This is a genomic window from Kribbella sp. NPDC023855, from assembly GCF_040639475.1.
GTDB lineage: Bacteria > Actinomycetota > Actinomycetes > Propionibacteriales > Kribbellaceae > Kribbella.
In genome coordinates this window covers 297,308-316,043 of record NZ_JBFAAA010000009.1, presented here as the reverse complement: position 1 = coordinate 316,043, position 18,736 = coordinate 297,308, and the positions used below count along the sequence as shown (strand labels likewise).

General features: G+C 68.6%; 12 protein-coding genes. 7 read left to right on the top strand and 5 right to left on the bottom strand.

Going from position 1 to position 18,736, the window contains the following annotated elements:
- Positions 1-43 precede the first annotated feature (43 nt).
- Together AB0F51_RS28735 and moeZ are read left to right on the top strand one after the other, a co-directional pair.
- On the top strand, positions 44-2,767 hold the full coding sequence (locus AB0F51_RS28735; protein WP_360284902.1) for a Calx-beta domain-containing protein: 2,724 nt from the start codon (positions 44-46) through the stop codon (positions 2,765-2,767).
- Between the two features lie 192 nt (positions 2,768-2,959).
- On the top strand, positions 2,960-4,135 hold the full coding sequence (gene moeZ, locus AB0F51_RS28730) for an adenylyltransferase/sulfurtransferase MoeZ (protein ID WP_360284932.1): 1,176 nt from the start codon (positions 2,960-2,962) through the stop codon (positions 4,133-4,135).
- 40 nt (positions 4,136-4,175) lie between these two features.
- On the opposite strand, the gene AB0F51_RS28725 is transcribed toward moeZ, so the two are convergent.
- Genes AB0F51_RS28725 through AB0F51_RS28715 form a run of 3 tightly spaced genes read right to left on the bottom strand, consistent with a single transcriptional unit; the run spans position 4,176 to position 6,569 of the window.
- Entirely contained in the window at positions 4,176-5,108 is a 933-nt protein-coding gene (locus AB0F51_RS28725) for a GNAT family N-acetyltransferase (protein WP_360284901.1), read from the bottom strand.
- Positions 5,109-5,133: 25 nt separating this feature from the next.
- Positions 5,134-5,937, bottom strand: coding sequence for a maleylpyruvate isomerase family mycothiol-dependent enzyme (locus tag AB0F51_RS28720; protein WP_360284900.1), 804 nt, complete (start codon positions 5,935-5,937; stop codon positions 5,134-5,136).
- Positions 5,934-6,569 carry a TetR/AcrR family transcriptional regulator gene (locus tag AB0F51_RS28715; RefSeq protein ID WP_360284898.1) on the bottom strand — a complete coding sequence of 212 codons (636 nt, stop codon included), beginning with the start codon at positions 6,567-6,569 and terminating at the stop codon, positions 5,934-5,936. The genes AB0F51_RS28720 and AB0F51_RS28715 overlap by 4 nt, the downstream gene beginning before the upstream one ends.
- An 88-nt stretch (positions 6,570-6,657) precedes the next feature.
- On the opposite strand from AB0F51_RS28715, the gene AB0F51_RS28710 reads away from it, so the two are divergent.
- From AB0F51_RS28710 to AB0F51_RS28700, 3 genes are all read left to right on the top strand, one after another.
- Positions 6,658-6,924, top strand: coding sequence for a DUF2277 domain-containing protein (locus AB0F51_RS28710; protein ID WP_020385754.1), 267 nt, complete (start codon positions 6,658-6,660; stop codon positions 6,922-6,924).
- Between the two features lie 115 nt (positions 6,925-7,039).
- Positions 7,040-7,882: an LLM class F420-dependent oxidoreductase gene (locus AB0F51_RS28705; protein WP_360284896.1), complete on the top strand. Its 843-nt coding sequence runs from the start codon at positions 7,040-7,042 to the stop codon at positions 7,880-7,882.
- Between the two features lie 41 nt (positions 7,883-7,923).
- A complete protein-coding gene (locus AB0F51_RS28700; protein ID WP_360284894.1) occupies positions 7,924-8,220 on the top strand; it encodes an MGMT family protein in 297 nt (98 codons plus the stop codon).
- Between the two features lie 9 nt (positions 8,221-8,229).
- On the opposite strand, the gene AB0F51_RS28695 is transcribed toward AB0F51_RS28700, so the two are convergent.
- On the bottom strand, positions 8,230-11,580 hold the full coding sequence (locus AB0F51_RS28695; RefSeq protein ID WP_360284893.1) for a S8 family serine peptidase: 3,351 nt from the start codon (positions 11,578-11,580) through the stop codon (positions 8,230-8,232).
- 186 nt (positions 11,581-11,766) lie between these two features.
- Between AB0F51_RS28695 and AB0F51_RS28690 the strand changes: the two genes are divergently transcribed.
- Together AB0F51_RS28690 and AB0F51_RS28685 are read left to right on the top strand one after the other, a co-directional pair.
- Complete coding sequence (locus AB0F51_RS28690; protein ID WP_360284891.1) at positions 11,767-14,958, top strand: ATP-dependent DNA helicase; 3,192 nt, start codon at positions 11,767-11,769, stop codon at positions 14,956-14,958.
- Positions 14,958-18,179 carry an ATP-dependent DNA helicase gene (locus tag AB0F51_RS28685; protein ID WP_360284890.1) on the top strand — a complete coding sequence of 1,074 codons (3,222 nt, stop codon included), beginning with the start codon at positions 14,958-14,960 and terminating at the stop codon, positions 18,177-18,179. The genes AB0F51_RS28690 and AB0F51_RS28685 overlap by 1 nt, the downstream gene beginning before the upstream one ends.
- Here AB0F51_RS28685 and AB0F51_RS28680 read toward each other — a convergent pair.
- On the bottom strand, positions 18,169-18,690 hold the full coding sequence (locus tag AB0F51_RS28680) for a Uma2 family endonuclease (protein WP_360284888.1): 522 nt from the start codon (positions 18,688-18,690) through the stop codon (positions 18,169-18,171). The two genes, AB0F51_RS28685 and AB0F51_RS28680, sit on opposite strands and share 11 nt — an antisense overlap.
- Between the last annotated feature and the right edge of the window lie 46 nt (positions 18,691-18,736).

Genomic DNA, 18,736 nt, shown 5'->3' with positions numbered 1-18,736 from the left:
TGACGAAAGGACCGCTGTGCGGGTATTCGGAAGAGCGGGGCTGGTGATCGCACTGCTCGGTGCGGCACTGCTTGCCCCGGTGGGCCAGGCGCAGGCCGCGCCCCCGGACCAACCGGTTGCCAAAGGCAAGAATTGGGAGATCCACCCGGAGGCCGGCGGCTACCGGATCACGCTGCACCTCGACGCGCCGGCGCCGATGCGCGACGCGCTGCCGCTGATCGCGGTGGACGGCGTACCGGTCGGGGTGGCGAAACAGTCGCCGGACCGGCGTACCGTCTCGGTGGTCACCCCGAACCCGTCGGTGCCGGCGGCGAAGAACGTTCAGCTGGTCTGGTCGGGAGATCTGCGGCGGACCAAGGGCAAGAGTCTGGTCGGTGGAGTCACCACGGACAAGGAGTGGCTGAAGGCGCCGCTGGGCCCGCCGCTGGCGGTCGATCCCGGTGCCATGGGCAACTATGCGGTCGACACGGCGGAGTACAACCTCGGTGACCAAGCGGTGTTCCTGCCCGGTCTCGGTCAGAAGGCCGAGGTCGTCGGTAAGGTCTACTCGCCACGCGGCGCGCCCGGCCGGCGGCCGCTGGTGCTCTTCCTGCATGGCCGCCACTCGGTCTGCTACGGCGATCCGACCGAGGAGCCGACCGCTCCCTGGCCGTGCGCCAAGGGCGAGAAACCGATCCCGAGCTATCGCGGCTACGACGGTCCGGCGAAGGCGCTCGCGAGCAACGGCTACCAGGTCGTCTCGATCAGCGCGAACGCCGTGAACGCCTTCGACGGTGGCGTCTACGACCAGGGCGCGCAGGCCCGCGCCGAGCTGGTCCTCGACCACCTGGCGCTGTGGAAGAAGTGGTCGACGGTCGGCGGCGGCCCGTTCGGCAGCAAGTTCGTCGGCAAGCTGGACCTGCGGAACATCGGCCTGATGGGTCACTCGCGCGGTGGCGAGGGTGTCGCCCGCGCCGCGGTGGTGAACGCCGACCGCGGTGGTCAGTACGGCATCCGTGCGGTCCTCCCGCTGGCACCCACCGACTTCGCCCGAGCCACCGTGCCCGGTGTCGCGATGAGCGTGATCCTGCCGTACTGCGACGGCGACGTGTCCGACCTGCAGGGCCAGAAGTTCTACGACGACACCCGGTACGCCGTCACCCGCGACGCCGCGGCCCGCTCGACCGTGACGATCCTCGGCGCGAACCACAACTTCTTCAACACCGAGTGGACGCCAGGTCAGTCCGTCGCCCCGTCGAACGACGACTGGTGGGCCGAGAACGAGAAGGCCGCGCCGTGCGGAGCGAAGTACGCGGGCCGGTTGACGGCCAAGGAGCAGCAGGCGGTCGGTACGGCGTACGTGGCCGGCTTCTTCCGGTTGCAGCTCGGCCAGGAGACCAAGCTGCTGCCGCTGCTCGACGGGTCCAACGCGCATCCGGCCTCGGCCGGGCGGGCCGTAGTACGGGTCGTGTCGCAGGCTCCGGAGGCGTCGCGGCGAGATGTGAACCGCCTGGACAAGCCACTGCCGGCCGGAGCGGTCACGGGCAGTGCCAAGGCGACAGTGTGTGCTGGGACCGACGAAGCCGCACGTGCCCAGGCGGCTACGTGTGTGAAGACGGCCAGCAACTCCGACTCGCCGCACTGGGTGGAGGCGATGTTCACCCCGCACACGCCGACCACGGCAGTCACCAAGCTCACGTGGACCGGCAAGAGTGGCGTCGTACGGATCGACCTCGGTGCCACGCAGCGGGATGTCCGCCGGTACTCCGTACTGTCGTTCCGGGCGGCTCCGGACCCGTCTGGCGCGCCCAGGACCGACCTGACCGTGCGAGTGGTGGACGGCAAGGGCCGTGCCGCCGCAGTACCGGTGTCGGCTGTGAGTGATGCGCTGCTCCGGATGCCGGGGGCGCCCGCGTGGGGGCTGCCGAAGAACCTGCTGCGCACTGTGCGTGTCCCGGTCAGCTCGCTGAAGGGGATCAACCTGCGTGACGTCCGCGCGGTCGAGTTGGTGACCGACAAGGTCGCTGCTGGGTCGGTGTTCGTGAGCGACTTGGCCTTCTCCACTCCGGGGCTGGGGAAGTCGGCGCCGTCGCGGTTGGTGCGCGTGTCGACGTCCAACGTCGGCAAGGTGCAGGAGGGGGACAAGGGCACCAAGAACCACGACTTCTGGGTGACGCTGTCCCGGCCGAGCCCGCGGCCGGTCACTGTTTATGCCGAATCGGCCGGTGACCTCGGCGTGACGATCGGTCAGGTGGCGAAGCAGCTGGTCTTCAAGCCGGGTCAGGTCAGGCAGAAGGTCACCGTACCGGTCGCTTCCAATACCCGGGACAGCTACGACCTCGCCTTCAGCCTGGTGCTGTCGGTGCCGCACGAGGCGTTGCTGGGGCAGTCGTTCGGCAATGCCGAGGTGATCGACGACGACCCGACACCGACCCTGACGATCGGGTCGCCGAAGGCGGCGGAGAACGCGGGGACGCTGAAGTTCCCGCTGAAGCTGTCGGCGCCGAGCGACAAGTACGTCGGGCTGTTCGGTGAGCTGAAGGACGGCACCGCCGTGATCCGCAAGGACTTCACCTCCCCGGAAGACGACGGCACCGAGAACCCACCCAGCCGAGTCGTCTACGGCCAGCTCCAAGCCGGCCAGACCACCGGCCAGGTCGAGGTCAAACTCATCGACGACAAACTCGAAGAACCCACCGAAACCTTCACCCTGACCCTCACCGAAGCAGAAAACGTCACCTACAAACTCCCCACCACCCTCACCGCCACCATCACCGACGACGACTGACCTGTACTCCGCTGGACGGCGCTCCCCACCGGAGCGCCGTCTTTTGATTTTGAGACTGGGGGTCCGGGATGCGGACCGGGCGAGGGTGGGGTGGGGTGGTGCGGGAACATGGGGGAGGGACTGGTGGTTGAAACCCGGAGTCCCGCGAAGTTTCCCGCTGACGAGGAGTGTCACGTGCCACAGCTGCCACCGCTGGTCGAACCGGCCGACGAGCTGACCATCGACGAGGTCCGCCGCTATTCCCGGCATCTGATCATTCCCGAGGTCGGGATGGCCGGTCAGAAGCGGCTGAAGAACGCCAAGGTGCTGGTGATCGGCGCCGGCGGTCTCGGCAGTCCGGCGCTGCTCTACCTGGCCGCGGCCGGTGTCGGCACGCTCGGCATCGTCGAGTTCGACACCGTCGACGAGTCGAACCTGCAGCGCCAGATCATCCACGGCCAGTCCGACGTCGGCAAGTCCAAGGCGCAGTCGGCCAAGGAGTCGATCCTCGAGACCAACCCGAACACCAACGTCGTGCTGCACGAGGTCCGCCTCGACAACGACAACGTGTTCGAGATCTTCGAGCAGTACGACCTGATCGTCGACGGCACCGACAACTTCGCCACCCGGTACCTGGTGAACGACGCGGCGGTCCTGCTCGGCAAGCCGTACGTCTGGGGCTCGATCTTCCGCTTCGACGGCCAGATCAGTGTGTTCTGGGCCGAGCACGGCCCGTGCTACCGCTGCCTGTACCCCGAGCCGCCGCCGCCCGGCATGGTCCCGTCCTGCGCCGAAGGTGGCGTGCTCGGCGTGCTGTGCGCATCGGTCGGCGCCGCCCAGGTGACCGAGGCGATCAAGCTGCTCACCGGCATCGGCGACCCCTCGCTCGGCCGGCTGAACATCTACGAGGCGCTCGACCTCAACTGGCGGTCGCTGAAGGTCCGCAAGGACCCGAACTGCGCGATCTGCGGTGAGAACCCGACCGTCACCGAGCTGGTCGACTACGACGCGTTCTGCGGCGCGATCACCGAGGAGGCGGCCGACGCGGCCGTCGGCTCGACGATCTCGGTGAAGACGCTGAACGAGTGGATCAAGCTGAAGGACAACGGTGAGAAGGACTTCCTGCTGATCGACGTCCGGGAGCCCAACGAGTACGAGATCAACCGGATCCCCGGTTCGGTGCTGATCCCGAAGGCCGACTTCCAGACCGGTGTGGCGCTGGAGAAGCTGCCGCAGGACAAGCAGCTGGTCTTCCACTGTAAGTCGGGCGTCCGCTCGGCCGAGGTGCTCGCCATCGCCAAGGGCGCGGGCTTCTCCGACGCCGTCCACGTGGGCGGCGGCGTGGTCGCCTGGGTCGACCAGATCGACCCGTCCCAGCCCGCCTACTGAGTTACTGAGCCGGTCCCGCCGTCGTGCGGGGCCGGCCTCTTCAGAGCGGAAGCTCCCAAAGATCGGCCGTCTGTACCGGCCGCATGCCGACCGACTCGTACAGCTTGAGGGCCGCCGTCGGGTTGTTCGTGTCGACGTGCAGCAACGTGCCGTCGAGCCCCGCCGCGGCATCGACCGCAAACGCGTGCCGCAGCAAGTACTTCGCCAGCCCACGCCCGCGCGCCTCAGGGATCACACCGAGCCTGCCGACGTACCCACAGTTCTCCAGCTCGACGAACATCTGGTTGCAGTCGCTCGCCGCCGCGGGCCGGCCGTCGAGTTCCACCAGCGTCACCTGCGACCAGTCGGCAGTCGCACGCTTCTCGTGCACATCCACCCAGTCGTCGTACGGCCGGACCGCCTCGCTCTCCTGATCAGCGAATGCCGCCGTCATCACCGCGTGGATCGCTCGCCGCGCCTCCTCACCATCGGCGGCGGTGCGCAGCGCAGTACCGGCAGGAGGCTCCGGTACTGCGACCGGGCCGGTATGGTCGATCCGCATCCGGTAGTACGTAGTACTGAGCGTGAACCCAGCTGCTGTCACCAGCTCGGCCAGCAGCTTGTCCGCCCGATGCGAGCCGATCTCGACCACGCCTCCCGCACCTAGCTGCTTGCGGGCCTGCTGCACGCCCTTGTCGAGCAACCAGGCAGAGCCGGGGGAGTCCACACTGGCAATCGCCACCTGTGCGTGCCTGCCGCTACCGCCGAACCGCAGGTGCGAGTAGTTGACCGGGGTCCCCGCGTCGTCGAGTACCAGCCAGCCGTGCTCCTCCGGCTCGAAGGTGCTCAGACTGAGCGCTTCGGCCACCTCCGCCAGCGTGGCATCCGGCCTGCCGATCACCCTGGTGTGGTAGGCAGCCATCAGCCGGTAGATCGCCTCTGCGTCATCCGGCCGCGGCGCGCGGACGGTGAGGCCGGCGGGGAGTTCACTCATCCGGCCATAGTGGCGCAAGCCTGGTTCAGAAGGGCATCCGGCAGTTGGCGACAGCCTCAGCGCCGGCCGGGTCTCCCTCGACCAGTACTACGGCCGGCTGGTCGTCGCGGCCGGACACCGTGCGCATGTAGCCCACTGCATCGGTGCTGACGGTGGCGACCGGTTCGCCTTGGCCGAGGCGGTAGGTGCCGCCGCCTTGACCGGTGAGGGTCAGCGTGACCGGCGTACCGGACCAGAACGAGTAGTCCTCGAGATCCAGGATCACCTGGGCCACGATCTCGGCGGCGTACGGGCCTGCGTCGAACTCGCGGCCGAACGCCTGGCAGACGTCGTCGCGATGCATCCAGAGGTCGCGGGCGAGCAGGATGTCCTGGACGTAGCCGACGCCGACCTTCTCGAAACCCGGCATGCCTTCTACTTTCAGCTGCATCCTGCGCAGGAGGGCGGGGTTGCGGCTGATCATCCGCGTGGCCTTGGGCCACACGCTGCCGAAGCGTTCCCGGAGGACAGCCGGCGGCGTCCCGCGATGATCGTCGGCCTGCACCATCATGTGCGCGTCCAGCAACGGAACCGTCGGGTAGACCCGGCGGGCCCGACGGTCGCGGAGCGGGAACAACCACGGCTTGTTGACCTCCTCGGCCTGCCCGCACAGATGCCCGACGATGTCGGCGACATCCCACGCGGTGCAGACCGTCCGGCGCTTCCATTCGGTGTCGTCGAGGGTCGCCAGCAGCTCGTGCCAGGCCTCGATCTCGGCGTCGCGGTGCCGCCGGGCGGCGGCCCGGTCGGCGCGGGCGATCTCCCGCGCGGTCGTCGCTGTGATGCTCATGTCGCTGTCCCCCTGGTTGGTGCGTAGTGATGGAAGAACATTTCGAGGACGACCGGAATCAGCTTCATGTACCGGCCGTCCTCGAAGCTCGCTTGTGGTTCGTTCGCCAGCTGCTGCGACAGCAGGCCGGCCGTCATCGAGGTGAGTAGCGCCAGGCCGTCCTCGCTCGCGGCGCCCTCCCGCAGTCGTCCGCTCTCGACGGCCTCCTGGAGGTGGGACTGCACGTCCGCCATCACCTCCAGGGCCGGGGCGAACGCCTCGGGCGACGGCTCGAACCCCGGAACCGTGCGCCAGAAGAGCAGCTGGCTCAGCACCTGGTTCGCCATGCACCAGCGGCCGAACGCCGCTATCCCGTGGGCGAGCTGCTGCTCCACGGGCACGTCGGCCACCGCCTTGCGCTGCGCGTCGCGGAACTGCTCGGCTCCGCGCTGGAACAGCGCGTCGTAGATCGCGAGCTTGGACGGGAAGTACTGGTAGAGCGACGGGGGCTGCATCCCGAGCTGCCGGGCCACCGCGGACAGGCTCAGCGCGGCGACGCCCTCGGTCTCCATCAGCGCGATGGAGACGTCGAGGATCTCGTCGATGGTCTGCTGACGGCGCCGGGTCCGGCGATCGACACTTGCTGTGCTCATGCTTTGAGGAAAACCTAATGGTCGTAGGTAAGTCAATAGCTCGTAGATCTTCGGCCGGAATGTCCCCGGCGGCACGTACTGTCGTGTCATGTGCAGAAACATCACTGTTCTTCGTGGACTTGAGCCGGCCGCGACCTCCGAGGAGATCTACGCGGCCGCCCTGCAGTACGTGCGCAAGGTGACCGGCGTCGGCTCGCTCAGCGCGACCACCCGCGGCCCGATCGAGCGGGCGGCGGCCGAGGTCGCCAAGATCACCGAGGCGCTGCTGGAAGAGATGCCGGAGCGTCGCGTCCCGCCGCAGACCGTGCCGCCGCTGCGCAGACCCGAAGTACGGGCCCGCCTCGGCCTGGACTGACACAGCCTCGACACACAGCCACAGACTGACGCAGCCTGGACTGGAACAGCCGGGGCCGAGGCCGGCCGGCTGCGGTAGTTTGCGCGGTGGAAAACCCTTACCGAGGAGGCTGTGGATGCGGTTCGCCATCAAGACCAGGCCTGAGCACACGACGTGGCAGCAGCTGCGGGACGTGTGGATCGCGGCCGACGAGTTCGAGGTCTTCGAGTCAGCCTGGCACTGGGACCACTTCTACCCGCTGAGCGGTGACACCACCGGGCCGAACCTGGAGGCCTGGACGACGCTGGCCGCGCTGGCCCAGGCGACCAAGCGGATCCGCGTCGGCTGCCAGGTCACCGGGATGATCTACCGTCACCCGGCAGTGCTCGCCAACATGGCCGCGACCACCGACATCATCTCCGGCGGCCGCCTCGAGCTCGGCATCGGCGCCGGCTGGAACCAGCAGGAGTGCGATGCGTACGGCATCGAGCTGCCCCCGCTGAAGGAACGCTTCGACCGCTTCGACGAGGGCACCCAGGCGCTGATCAGCCTGCTCACCGAGAAGGTCTCGAACTTCGACGGCCAGTACGTCAAGCTCACCGACGCGTACTGCGAACCGAAGCCGGTCCAGACCCCGCATCCCCCGATCACCATCGGCGGCAAGGGCCCGAAGCGGACCCTGCGCGCGGTGGCCCGCTGGGCCCAGCACTGGAACGTCATCGTCACGAGTCCCGAGGAGTGGAAGCCGCTCAAGGACATCCTGGTCGCCCACTGCGAGGACATCGGCCGCGACGTCTCCGAGATCACCTGCTCGGTCAACGTCCGCATCGAGGCGGACAAGCCGCTCGACCAGGCGATCGACGCGGCGGTCACCAGCGCAGCGGCGTACGGGGAAGCCGGGGTCGACCTGGTCGCCCTCAACCTTCCGCTCGACGCCCCGCCCTCGGTGCTGGAGCCGCTCGCCAAAGCGGTCAGCTGACGGAGTACCGGCTTGTCGGCGGGGACGGTTAGCGTAGAGCCGTGGATCGGGAGGAGTACGTGGAGGCCGTGCTGGTCGCGGTCGAGTCGATTCCGCCGGGCCGCGTAGCGACGTACGGAGACATCGCCGCGTACGTCGGCCAAGGGGGCCCGCGACAGGTCGGCGCCATCATGCGCGAGTACGGCGGAGGCGTGCCCTGGTGGCGAGTCATCCGGGCCAGCGGCATCCCGGCCGACGAGGTCGTCGACGACCAGCTCCAACTCCTCCGCGGCGACGGAGTCCGGGTAACCAACGGCAAGGTCAACCTCAACCAGGTCCGCTGGCACCCGGACGACTGAACCCTGCGCTCAGCCGCGGACCAGATAGCCGCGGATGAACGTCTGCGTCACCCCGTTCCCGTTCGCGTCCGACGCCTTGGCGCGTAGCGACACCGCGCCGCCGGGCGGGTTGGTCACGATCGTCTGCCAGCCGTCACCCTTCCGGACCACCTTCGGAGTACGCCACGTCTTCCCGTCGTCGGTGGAGACCTCGACCTCGAGCGCCTGAACCTGACTCGCCGGCGCGCCGGGCTGACGCTGCACCGTGATCGGCAGGACGAAACGCCCTGCCCGGGCACGGTTGTGGTCATCGAGGGCGGGCTGGAAATGCACCGCCATGAACGGCAGCGAACCGGTGCCCTCGACATGTCCCGACCGGAACGTCCACGAGCTCTCCAGAATCGGCGACACATCCGTTCCCGCCGTCTCCACCCGGCTGTCGAGCCGGTACGTCGCCTCGTCGGCCGGCACCTCCGCCGCGAAGTAGGCGGCACGCGGCAGGTCCTTGATCAGTTCGCCGTTGCGATACAGCTTGGCCGAACCCGCCGGCAGTTTCGGCTCGTTCATGTGCAGGGGATTGCTGTCCGAGCGCAGACTGAGTCCGAAGAGCAGCCGGTCGCCGGAGCGTTGTGCGCCGCGGGCCAGCCCGTTCGGCGTCACCGGGCCGAGCGTGAGGCGTGGGCCCAGCACCCCCTTGTTCCACTCCTGCTGGTACGTCCGCCCACGGCGGTAGACCAAACGCTCCGAGTTGAACAGCCACGTCCCGATCGTCCGGCCGTCCTCCGACAGAGTCGCCAGAGTCGATGACCACTTGAAGCCATCCGCCAAGTAGTACTCGGTCCGCCGCACCGGCAATGCGCTGGTCAGCTGCCGTGCATCGGTGGGCGGTAGCGAGTAGTCGAGCGTCGTACCGATCGGCCGCACACCGTGACTCGTGAGAGCTGTCCGCGGCTCATGCGTGTCGGCCGCATAGCCCGCCTTCACAGTGGCGTACTGGTCCTGCCGCGTTCGCAGCCGTACGCCGTCCAGCGCCCGGCCCTTCCGGTAGTCGGCCAGGTTGTAGTCGTACGGGCTGTTCGCGAAGTCCCCGGCCGGCCCTGGTTCCGCGAACCGGCCGTAGGCGACGCTGACCACCTCTTCGGGGTCGGCCACGGCCTCGCCGAGCTCGGTGATGTAGACCGGGCTCTCCGCATCGCCCGGCTGGAAGTACGTGAGCACGGAGTCCGGGCCGCGGCGCACGTCGCGAGCGACCAGCACATTCAGCTCCATCAGCCGAGCTGTTGCCTTCGGCACCGACATCTCGACCGGCTTCGCCTTCCGGGCGTCCAGCACGAGACTGCGATCGGCTCGGTGGTCGAGGGTCGAGTACGCGAGCATCGTCCAGTCCGTGCCGGTCGTGGTACTGAAGTCCACGACCGTGTACTCGCCCGGTGGCAGGCGGAGCGCGGCCGTTCCGGTGCCCGCGCCGTAGACGTAGTCCCCGCAGTACGGGTCGGAGCCGCAGTCGCCGATGCGGTCGAAGAAGGTGATGTGCTCCAGCGGTGCCTTGCCGTCACGGCCGATGTTCGTCAGCTGGACGCCATAGCGCTCGGGCTCCTTCTCCACGCCGAACGGCGTACTGACCCTCGTGCCGTCGCCCGTCGCGAGGAGTTGCCCACTGAACTTCCCGACCGGCACGACGGCAGACCTGGTGTCGGCAGCGAGGGTCGCGTCGGCAGTCCCACCGGCCGGTACAACGAGCCGGCGCGGCGTCACTGTGAAGAGACCGGCCGGCTGGTCCACCACCTGCGGATCCAGCTCCAGCGTGACCGGAGTACTGCCGGAGTTGCGATAGGTGATCGTCTTGGTCTGAACGGGATCGTCCTCGTGCGGCCAGGTCGCCAGCCCGAAGCTGATGCCGGCAGGTGAGGCGACCACGTGCTGCTTGATCGCCTGGGCGACGTCGACGCGTCCTGCCCCTTGGTCGAACCCGCTTACTCCCGCTGTCGGCTTTGCCGAGGCCATCAACGCCGCCTTGACCTGAGCGCCGGTCCAGTCCGGGTGCTGCTGCAGCAGGATCGCCGCGGCGCCTGCGACATGGGGAGCCGCCATCGAAGTACCCGACAACTCGACGTACTGCTCGCCGACCGGACGACCCGGCTCGGTCCCCGCCGCCTTAGCCGCCACGATCTGTACGCCGGGAGCGGTCAGGTCCGGCTTCGTCTGACTCTCGCCGACCGTCGGACCACGGCTGCTGAACTCGGCGAGCGTGTCCTCCCTGTCGACCGCGCCGACCGTCAGTGCCGCGGCAGCGCTCCCGGGAGACCCGATCGTCCCGGACCCACCGGCTCCACTGTTGCCGGCCGAGACGACGAAGAGCGTCCCGTACTGCGCCGACAGCGTGTTGACCGCCTGCTCGAGTGGGTCCTCGCCCGGTGAGTCAGCTCCGCCGAGACTCAGGTTGACCACCGTCGCGTGCTGCTCGACCACGGCCCAGTCGATACCGGCCAGAATCGCGCTCTCCGGGCAACCGTCCGGGCCGCAGGCCTTGGCATCGAGCAGCGTCACGTCCGGCGCGACACCACGGTAGGAACCGTTCGAGGCGGCGCCCGTACCGGTCACTGTCGAGGCAACGTGCGTTCCGTGGCCGACCTCGTCGCCGGCGATCTGGTCGACGAAGTTCCTGGCCGCGGCGACCTTGCCGGTGAGGTCGGGGTGCTGCGCGTCGATCCCCGTGTCGACCAGAGCCACCTTGACGCCGCGTCCGGTCAGCCCCGCGGACCAGGCCGACGGCGCGCCGATCCGCGGCACGCTGTGATCGAGATTGGTTCGGCGGATGCCGTCCAGCCAGACCTTGGTGACCCCTGCGCGCAGCGAGTCCTTGTCTTGCCGCAGCGAGTTCCAGAAGGCCGTGGCGTCCCGCTTCGATTCGAGGACGGAGAAGCCGGCGATGCTGGGCAGCTCTCGACGGCTGCTCGTGCCGGCGAGCCCGGCGCCTGCGGTCCGGCTCGATGCGGTGCGTTGCACGATCAACGGGAGCTGTGCGCGCTTGGCGTCGTCGTACCCGGACTCCAACAGGGTGGTCACGTCGAAGAGTCGTGGGTCGAGTCTGCCGGAAGCCAGGAGAGCGACGGCGTCGGTGGGGATCACTCGCACCCCGCGACCGGCCTCTGCCGAGATGCGGAAGCCGATGGACTTGCGGCCCTCGGCAGGGATGACCCGGGGCGGTGCGCCGGGGGTGAGCTCGACCTTGTCACCGGTGATCAACGTCACCGTTCCGCTCGGCTCTTGGCTCGTCGGCTCCGGCTGTGCGGCGACGGCGACGGCGGTGGTGTGGGACGGGGCTGTCAACAGGCTGCCGAGTAGGCCGGCAATGGCCAACGTGGGCAAGGCTCTTCGCATTCGGGTGGGCTCCTCGAGGTCTGCGGGGGCCCCGGGTTGGGTCGGACGGGAGGCCCTCATCGTTAACTAGGGGCCAACGCCTGAAGGCGGTTGCATCACCTGACGGAGTGGTCGTGCCGCGGATTGTCGGCGGCGTCTGATGGGATGGGGGGCATGGTCAGCAGAACTGGTTCCAGGTATCGCTTGGTGCGAGGTGACGGGCACGAGGTCCGGGTCACCGAGGCGCCGGTGCTGGATGCTGACCAGCAGTCCGTCGTCGATCATCCAGGTGGGCCGTTGCTCGTGCTTGCCGGGCCGGGGACGGGGAAGACGACGACGCTGGTCGAGGCCGTCGTCGATCGGGTGGGCAACCGTGGGTTGAGTCCCGACCAGGTGCTGGTGCTGACCTTCGGCCGGAAGGCCGCGACCGAGTTGCGCGACCGGATCACCGCGCGCCTGGGCCGGACGACGCGCGTGATGCCGTCGATGACGTTTCATGCTTTCTGTTACGCGTTGCTGCGCAGGTTCACGCCCGCGGACGCCTTCGACATCCCGCTGCGCCTGCCGTCCGGTCCCGAGCAGACCCTGCGGCTGAGCGAGTCGCTCGCCGGGAGCCGCGAGGTCGGGGTGACCAAGTGGCCGAGCAGTCTGCATCCGGCGCTGAAGACGCGCGGGTTCACCGACGAGGTCCAAGCCGTCATCGGCAAGGCGCGCCAGCTCGGTCTGGACCCGGAGGACCTGTCCGAGATCGGCCGGTCGGCGGGCCGGCCGGAGTGGGTGGCGGTCGGCGACTTCTTCGAGGAGTACCTGCAGATCCTCGACCACGAACAGGTCCTGGACTACTCCGAGCTCATCCATCGTGCGGTCATCCTGGCGAGCCAGCCGCACGTCAAGGCCAGGCTGCGCGAAGAGTTCAAAGCCGTCTTCGTCGACGAGTACCAGGACACCGATCCCGGTCAGACCAAGCTGCTCCAGGCCATCGCCGGTGACGGTCGCGACCTGGTCGTCGTCGGCGACCCGGACCAGTCCATCTACACGTTTCGCGGCGCCGACGTCCGCGGCCTGCTCCGCTTCACCGACGAGTTCCGTACCGCGGACGGTGCCGAGGCCGCCCAGATCGCGCTGGCGACGACCCGCCGCTTCGGTACGACGCTGCAACGCGTCTCCCGCAACGTGGTCAACCGTCTCGGCGTTCCCGGCACGCTCGACCGCGACACCTTCGACCGGTTTCGCAATCCCGACGCGAGCTCGTGCGTCTACGGGCCCGGCAAGGTCGAGGCCAACCTGTACTCGACCAGCGGTGCCGAGCTCGAACACATCGCCGACCTGCTCCGTCGCGCGCACGTGCAAGACGGTGTGGGTTGGCACGAGATGGCCGTCCTGGTGCGGTCCGGCACCCGCTCGATCCCACCGTTGCGTCGGGCCCTCGCCGCCGCGGGCATCCCGGTCGACGTCGCGGGTGACGAGTTGCCGCTGTCGCGTGAGCCCGCAGTACGGCCGATGTTGCTGGCGTTGCGGGCTGTGGCTGATCCGGCGACGTTGACCGTGGACGTCGTACGGGCATTGGCGTTGTCGCCGCTGGGTGCGATGGATGCGGGGCAGTTGCGCAGGTTGGCTCGGGTGTTGCGCAAGCGGGATCGTGAGGCGGCGGGTGGTCAGCGGTTGCCGCGGCCGTCCGACGAACTGCTCCGCGAAGCGTTGATGAACCCGTTGCTGCTCGACGAGCAGGCGTCCCCGGCCGAGGCGCGCTTCGTGGCGCTCGGCGAAAGGTTGCTCAAGGCAAGAAACATTGTGAACGCCGGAGCGGCGCCCGACGAGGTGATGTGGTCGCTGTGGTCGGAGTCGCCCTGGTTACGCCGACTCCGCGGCCAGGCGAACAGCGGCGGCGAGGTCGCCCGTACTGCGAACCGCGATCTCGACTCGCTCTGCGCCCTGTTCGACGCGGCCAGCCGGGCCGAGGAGCAGGTCGGCTTCAAGGGCGTGGCGACGTTCCTCGCCGAGCTGGAGGCGCTCGACATCGCCGGCGACAACCGGTACGACGCGACGTACCGGGAGGCCGGGGTGCAGTTGATGACCGCGCACCGGTCCAAGGGCCTGCAGTGGCGACTGGTCGTGGTGGCGAGCGTGCAGGAAGGGCAATGGCCGGATCTACGCCGGCGAGGCTCACTGCTCGAGCCTGACCGGCTCGGACCTGACGGTCTGGTGGATCCGCTGTCGGCGGGCGCGATCCTGGCCGAGGAGAGACGGCTTTTCTACGTGGCGATCACGCGAGCCCGGGAGCGGTTGATCGTGACGGCCGTGCAGGCTCCCGAGGCCGACGGTGATCAGCCGTCGCGATTGCTTGCCGAGCTGGACATTCCTTTGAAGTTGGTGGCCGGAAGGCCGCGTCGCCCGCTATCGCTGCCTGGTCTGGTCGCTGACCTTCGCTGTGTGCTGAGCGATCCGGCGACGTCGCCCGCGCTGAAGCGGGTCGCGGCCGACCGGCTGGCGCAGCTCGCCGACGCTGTCGACGATCGTGAGTACCCGCTGGTCCCGACGGCCGATCCGCAACGCTGGTGGGGTGTGCGCGAGCGGACCAAGTCGGAGCGGCCGATCACGAATCCCGAGCTGCCGGTGCCGTTGACCGGGAGCGCGCTCACCACGATCGTCGACTGTCCGTTGCGCTGGTTCCTGCAGCGTCGCGCGGGCGGCGAAACACCCAGCAACTCGGCGATCGGGTTCGGCATGGTGCTGCACACGCTCGCCGACGCCGTCGCGACCGGGACGCTGCCGCCCGACATCGACGAGTTGAACGGCTGGCTCGACAAGGTGTGGACGCAACTGGAGTTCGAGTCGTCATGGATCTCCGACCGGGAGCGGGTCGAGGCGGAGCAGGCACTGCGCCGGTTCGTCGCCTGGCACCAGGGACGGCCGGACCGGACGTTGCTCGGGACCGAGGTCGAGTTCGACGTCCTGCTGCCCGACGAGGACAAGCCTGCGGTCCGGGTGAAGGGCCGGATGGACCGGCTGGAGCAGGATGGCGACGGGGCTATCCGGGTGGTCGATCTCAAGACCGGGCGCACCGTGCCGACCAAGCCGGCGCTGGAGCGGCATGTCCAGCTGGCGATCTACCAGCGCGCGATCGAGTCCCGCCAGATGAAGAAGCTCGGCGAGGAGCCGCGCAGTGGTGGGGCCGAGCTGGTCCAGTTGCGTCATGACGACGTCGGCCTGCCGAAGGTCCAGGGCCAGGCACCGCTGGAGCCGGACGAGGAAGGCCGCACCTGGCTGGACGATGCGGTGGAGGACGCCGAGGCGATGGTCCGCTCCGAGGAGTTCATCGCCAAACGCAACTCCGGCTGCGACCGCTGCGAGGTCCGCTCCCTGTGTCCCATTCAGCCCGAAGGCCGGGAGATCGTCTGATGCGCGCCAAGTTGGAGACGACGGCCGACCTGGTCGATCTGCTCGGGATCCCGTTCAGCGATCAGCAACTGGAGGCGATCACGGCGCCGTTGGCGCCTGCCGTGATCGTGGCGGGTGCGGGGTCGGGCAAGACGACCGCGATGGCGGCGCGCGTGGTGTGGCTGATCTGCACCGGGCAGGTCAAGCCGGAGGAGGTGCTCGGCCTGACCTTCACCAAGAAGGCGGCCAACGAGCTCGACGTACGGATCCGCGAGGACCTGACCAAGGCCGGGGTGCTCGGTTCCACCCTGCCGCGCGACCAGCACCCGATCCTCGCCGCGCACCTGCGCAGCAACATCCCCAACTGGGAGCCCGAGGAGCCAGGCGAACCGGTCGTCTCGACGTACCACGCGTTCGCCGGCACGCTGATCGCCGAGCACGGTCTGCGGCTGGGGTTGGAGCCCGATGTCCGGGTGCTCGCCGACGCGACCAGGTTCCAGCTCGCCGGGCGGGTCGTACGCCGGTCCAACGGGCCGATCCGGTTCGCGTCCCATCACGTGCCGACGCTGGTCAACAGTCTGCTCGCGCTCGACGGTGAGCTGGCCGACCACCTGCTGGATCCTTCCGAAGTACGGGCTCATGACGAGGCTGTCCGGGCCGAAGTCGCGGCTGCGCGCAAGCAGACGGTCGAGGTGAAGAAGCTCGCCGAGACCGCGTTGAAGCGGGGCGAGATTTTGCAGCTCGTCGAGGAATACCAGACGTACAAGGGCGAGCGGGGTGTTGTGGACTTCGCCGATCAGATGGCACTGGGTGCTCGGTTGGCTGAGCAGGCGCCTGAGGTCCCGCTGATCGAGCGCTCGCGGTACAAGGTCGTGCTGCTGGACGAGTATCAGGACACGTCGGTTTCGCAGCGGCGGATGCTGACCGCGTTGTTCGGTGTGGCCGGCCATCCGGTCACCGCGGTGGGCGACCCGTGTCAGGCCATCTACGGGTGGCGCGGCGCCTCGGTCGCCAACCTGGACGAGTTCCCCGAACACTTCCCGAACGCCGACGGATCGCCGGCTCGTCGGTACGTGTTGAGCGTCAACCGGCGGTGCGGCAGCAGGATTCTCGCGGCGGCGAACCAGCACGCGGCCGAGCTGTACGAGCAGCACCCTGGCGTGATCCCGCTGGAGGCGCCGCCGGAAGCACCTGAGGGTGCGATCACGGTCGGCCTGTTCGAGACCCGCTCGAAGGAGATCGAGTGGGTCGCGGACGCGATCGTCGCCGCGCACAAGACGCCGAACCGCCGATGGAAGGACATCGGCATCCTGATGCGGACGAACGTCGACCTCAGTGCGGTGCACGAGGCGCTGATCGCCCGCAAGGTGCCGGTCGAGGTGGTCGGCCTCGGCGGTCTGCTGGCACTGCCCGAGGTCGTCGACGTCGTCGCCACGCTGCAGGCGGTCAACGACCTGACCGCGAACGCCGCGATGCTGCGCATCCTGACCGGCCCGCGGTACCGGATCGGTCACCGCGACCTCGCGCTGCTGGCCAATCGCGCCCGTTTGCTGGCCGACTCGGGCGACCGCCCGGCCACGGATGACTTGGTCGCGGCCCTCGATGCGGCGGTGGCCGGCATGGACTCGACCGAGGTCATCTCCCTGGCCGAAGCGGTCGACGATCCTGGGCCGGACGGCTGGGGTTATTCGGCGGAGGCGCTCGAGCGGTTCAGGGAGCTGTCGACCGAGTTGCGTGAGCTGCGCGCGCACGCGGGTGAGCCGTTGCTCGACCTGGTCCGCCGGGTGATCAGCACGATCGGGCTCGATGTCGAACTGACCGCGACCCCCGACCACGTCGATGCCGGCCGTCGCGATCACCTCGCCGCGTTTTTGGATGCCGTGGGCAACTTTGCGTCCACCGAGTCGACTGGCTCGTTGGACGGGTTGCTCGCTTATCTGGCGGCCGAAGAGGAGTACGCGGCCGGTCTCGACCTCGCAGTACCGAGTGAGGCGGACTCGGTGAAGTTGCTGACCACGCACCGGTCGAAGGGTCTGGAGTGGCCGATCGTGTTCGTGCCGACCCTGGTGAACAAGGTGTTCCCGTCGGACCGCGGTCGCGACAAGTGGACCACCAACGCGAAGGTGCTGCCCTGGCCGTTGCGGGGCGATGCCGACACGTTGCCCGACTTCCATGACTTGTCGAATGCTGGGTTGAAGGCCTTCGCGGACGAGTGCAAGGAGGTCAACGCGCTGGAGGAGCGGCGACTCGGGTACGTCGCTTTCACGCGCGCCAAGGAGATCTTGGTTGCGACCGGGCACTGGTGGGGGCCGACGCAGAAACGCCCGCGCGGACCTTCGTCGTACCTGGAGACGCTGAAGAAGCACGCGGGGGAGCGCGTCATCGAGTGGGCGCCGCAACCCGAGCTGAACGAGGAGAACCCGGAGCTCGCCGAGCAGACCCTCGCCCCGTGGCCGGCGCCGTACGACGAAGGCGGTTATCAACGCCGGCTCGAAGCGGTCGCGCTGGTCGAGCAGTCGCGTGCGGAGGGGCCGTCGCAGGAAGCCGAGGACTCCCTGCTGCTGGACGAGCAGGCGACAGTCGCGCGCTGGGACTCCGAGCTGGAACGATTGTTGTCAGAGGCAAGGGAAAGCCGCAGCCGGAAGGCGTACGACGTCGAGCTGCCCGCCTCGTTGTCGGCGACCCAGCTGATGCGCCTGGCCAAGGACCCGGACGGCCTGGCCGCCGACCTGGCCCGACCGATGCCGCGCAAACCCAACCGGGCGGCGCGGTTCGGCACCCGGTTCCACGCCTGGGTGGAGAGCTACTTCGGGCAGCAGTTCCTGCTCGACCCCGACGACCTGCCCGGCGCGGCCGACGAGGGCATCGTCGACGACACCGACCTGACCGAACTGATGGACGCGTTCCGCGACGGCCCGTACGGCGAACAGATGCCGTACGAAATCGAGGCCCCGTTCGCGTTGGCGATCGGCGGCCGCATGGTCCGCGGCCGCATCGACGCCGTCTACCAGGTCATCCGCCCCGACGGCTCCCGCGGCTACGACGTAGTCGACTGGAAAACCAGCCGCACCGAAGCAGCCGACCCCCTCCAACTAGCCATCTACCGAGTCGCCTGGGCCGAACTCGTAGGCATCCCCGTCGACCACGTAGGAGCCGCCTTCTACTACGTCCGCACCGGCGACGTAGTCCGCCCCGACAACCTCCCCACCCGCCCCCAACTAATAACCCTCCTCAACGGCTAACCCGCCGCACCAACTCACCAGGCACCACCCGCACCGAGAACGGAAGCTGCGCGTCGAACGCATCGTCCCCCTTCACCACAGCCCGCTCCACATACCGCCCGCCCTCCAACTCGAGCACGGTCAAGGCTTCCTGGTCGGGATCGATCAGCCAGTACGATCCGACGCCGGCCTCCTCGTAGATCGCCCGCTTGAGCAACAGGTCGGTCATCCGTGTCGAGGAGGAGAGCACCTCCACGGCCAGCAGGAGCGGCCGAAGCTCGACCCCTTTCGGACCGACATCCTCGCAGCGGCACACCAGTACGTCCGGCTGCAGCGACCGCCCACTGGCGGGCCGAAAGTCGAAAGGCGCGACGAACACCTCGAACTCCTCAGGGCAATTCGCCTCGAGCCGCACGGTCAGCTGCACCACCACCCGCTGATGAACCGGCAGCGGCGCCGGCGTCACCAGCAACTGCCCGTCGACCAGCTCGTACCGCATCCCGTCGTCCGGAAGATCATCAAGATCAGCCACGGTGAACTGCCCGGGCTGCGGCTGGGTGAGTTTGCGTGCGTCCTCC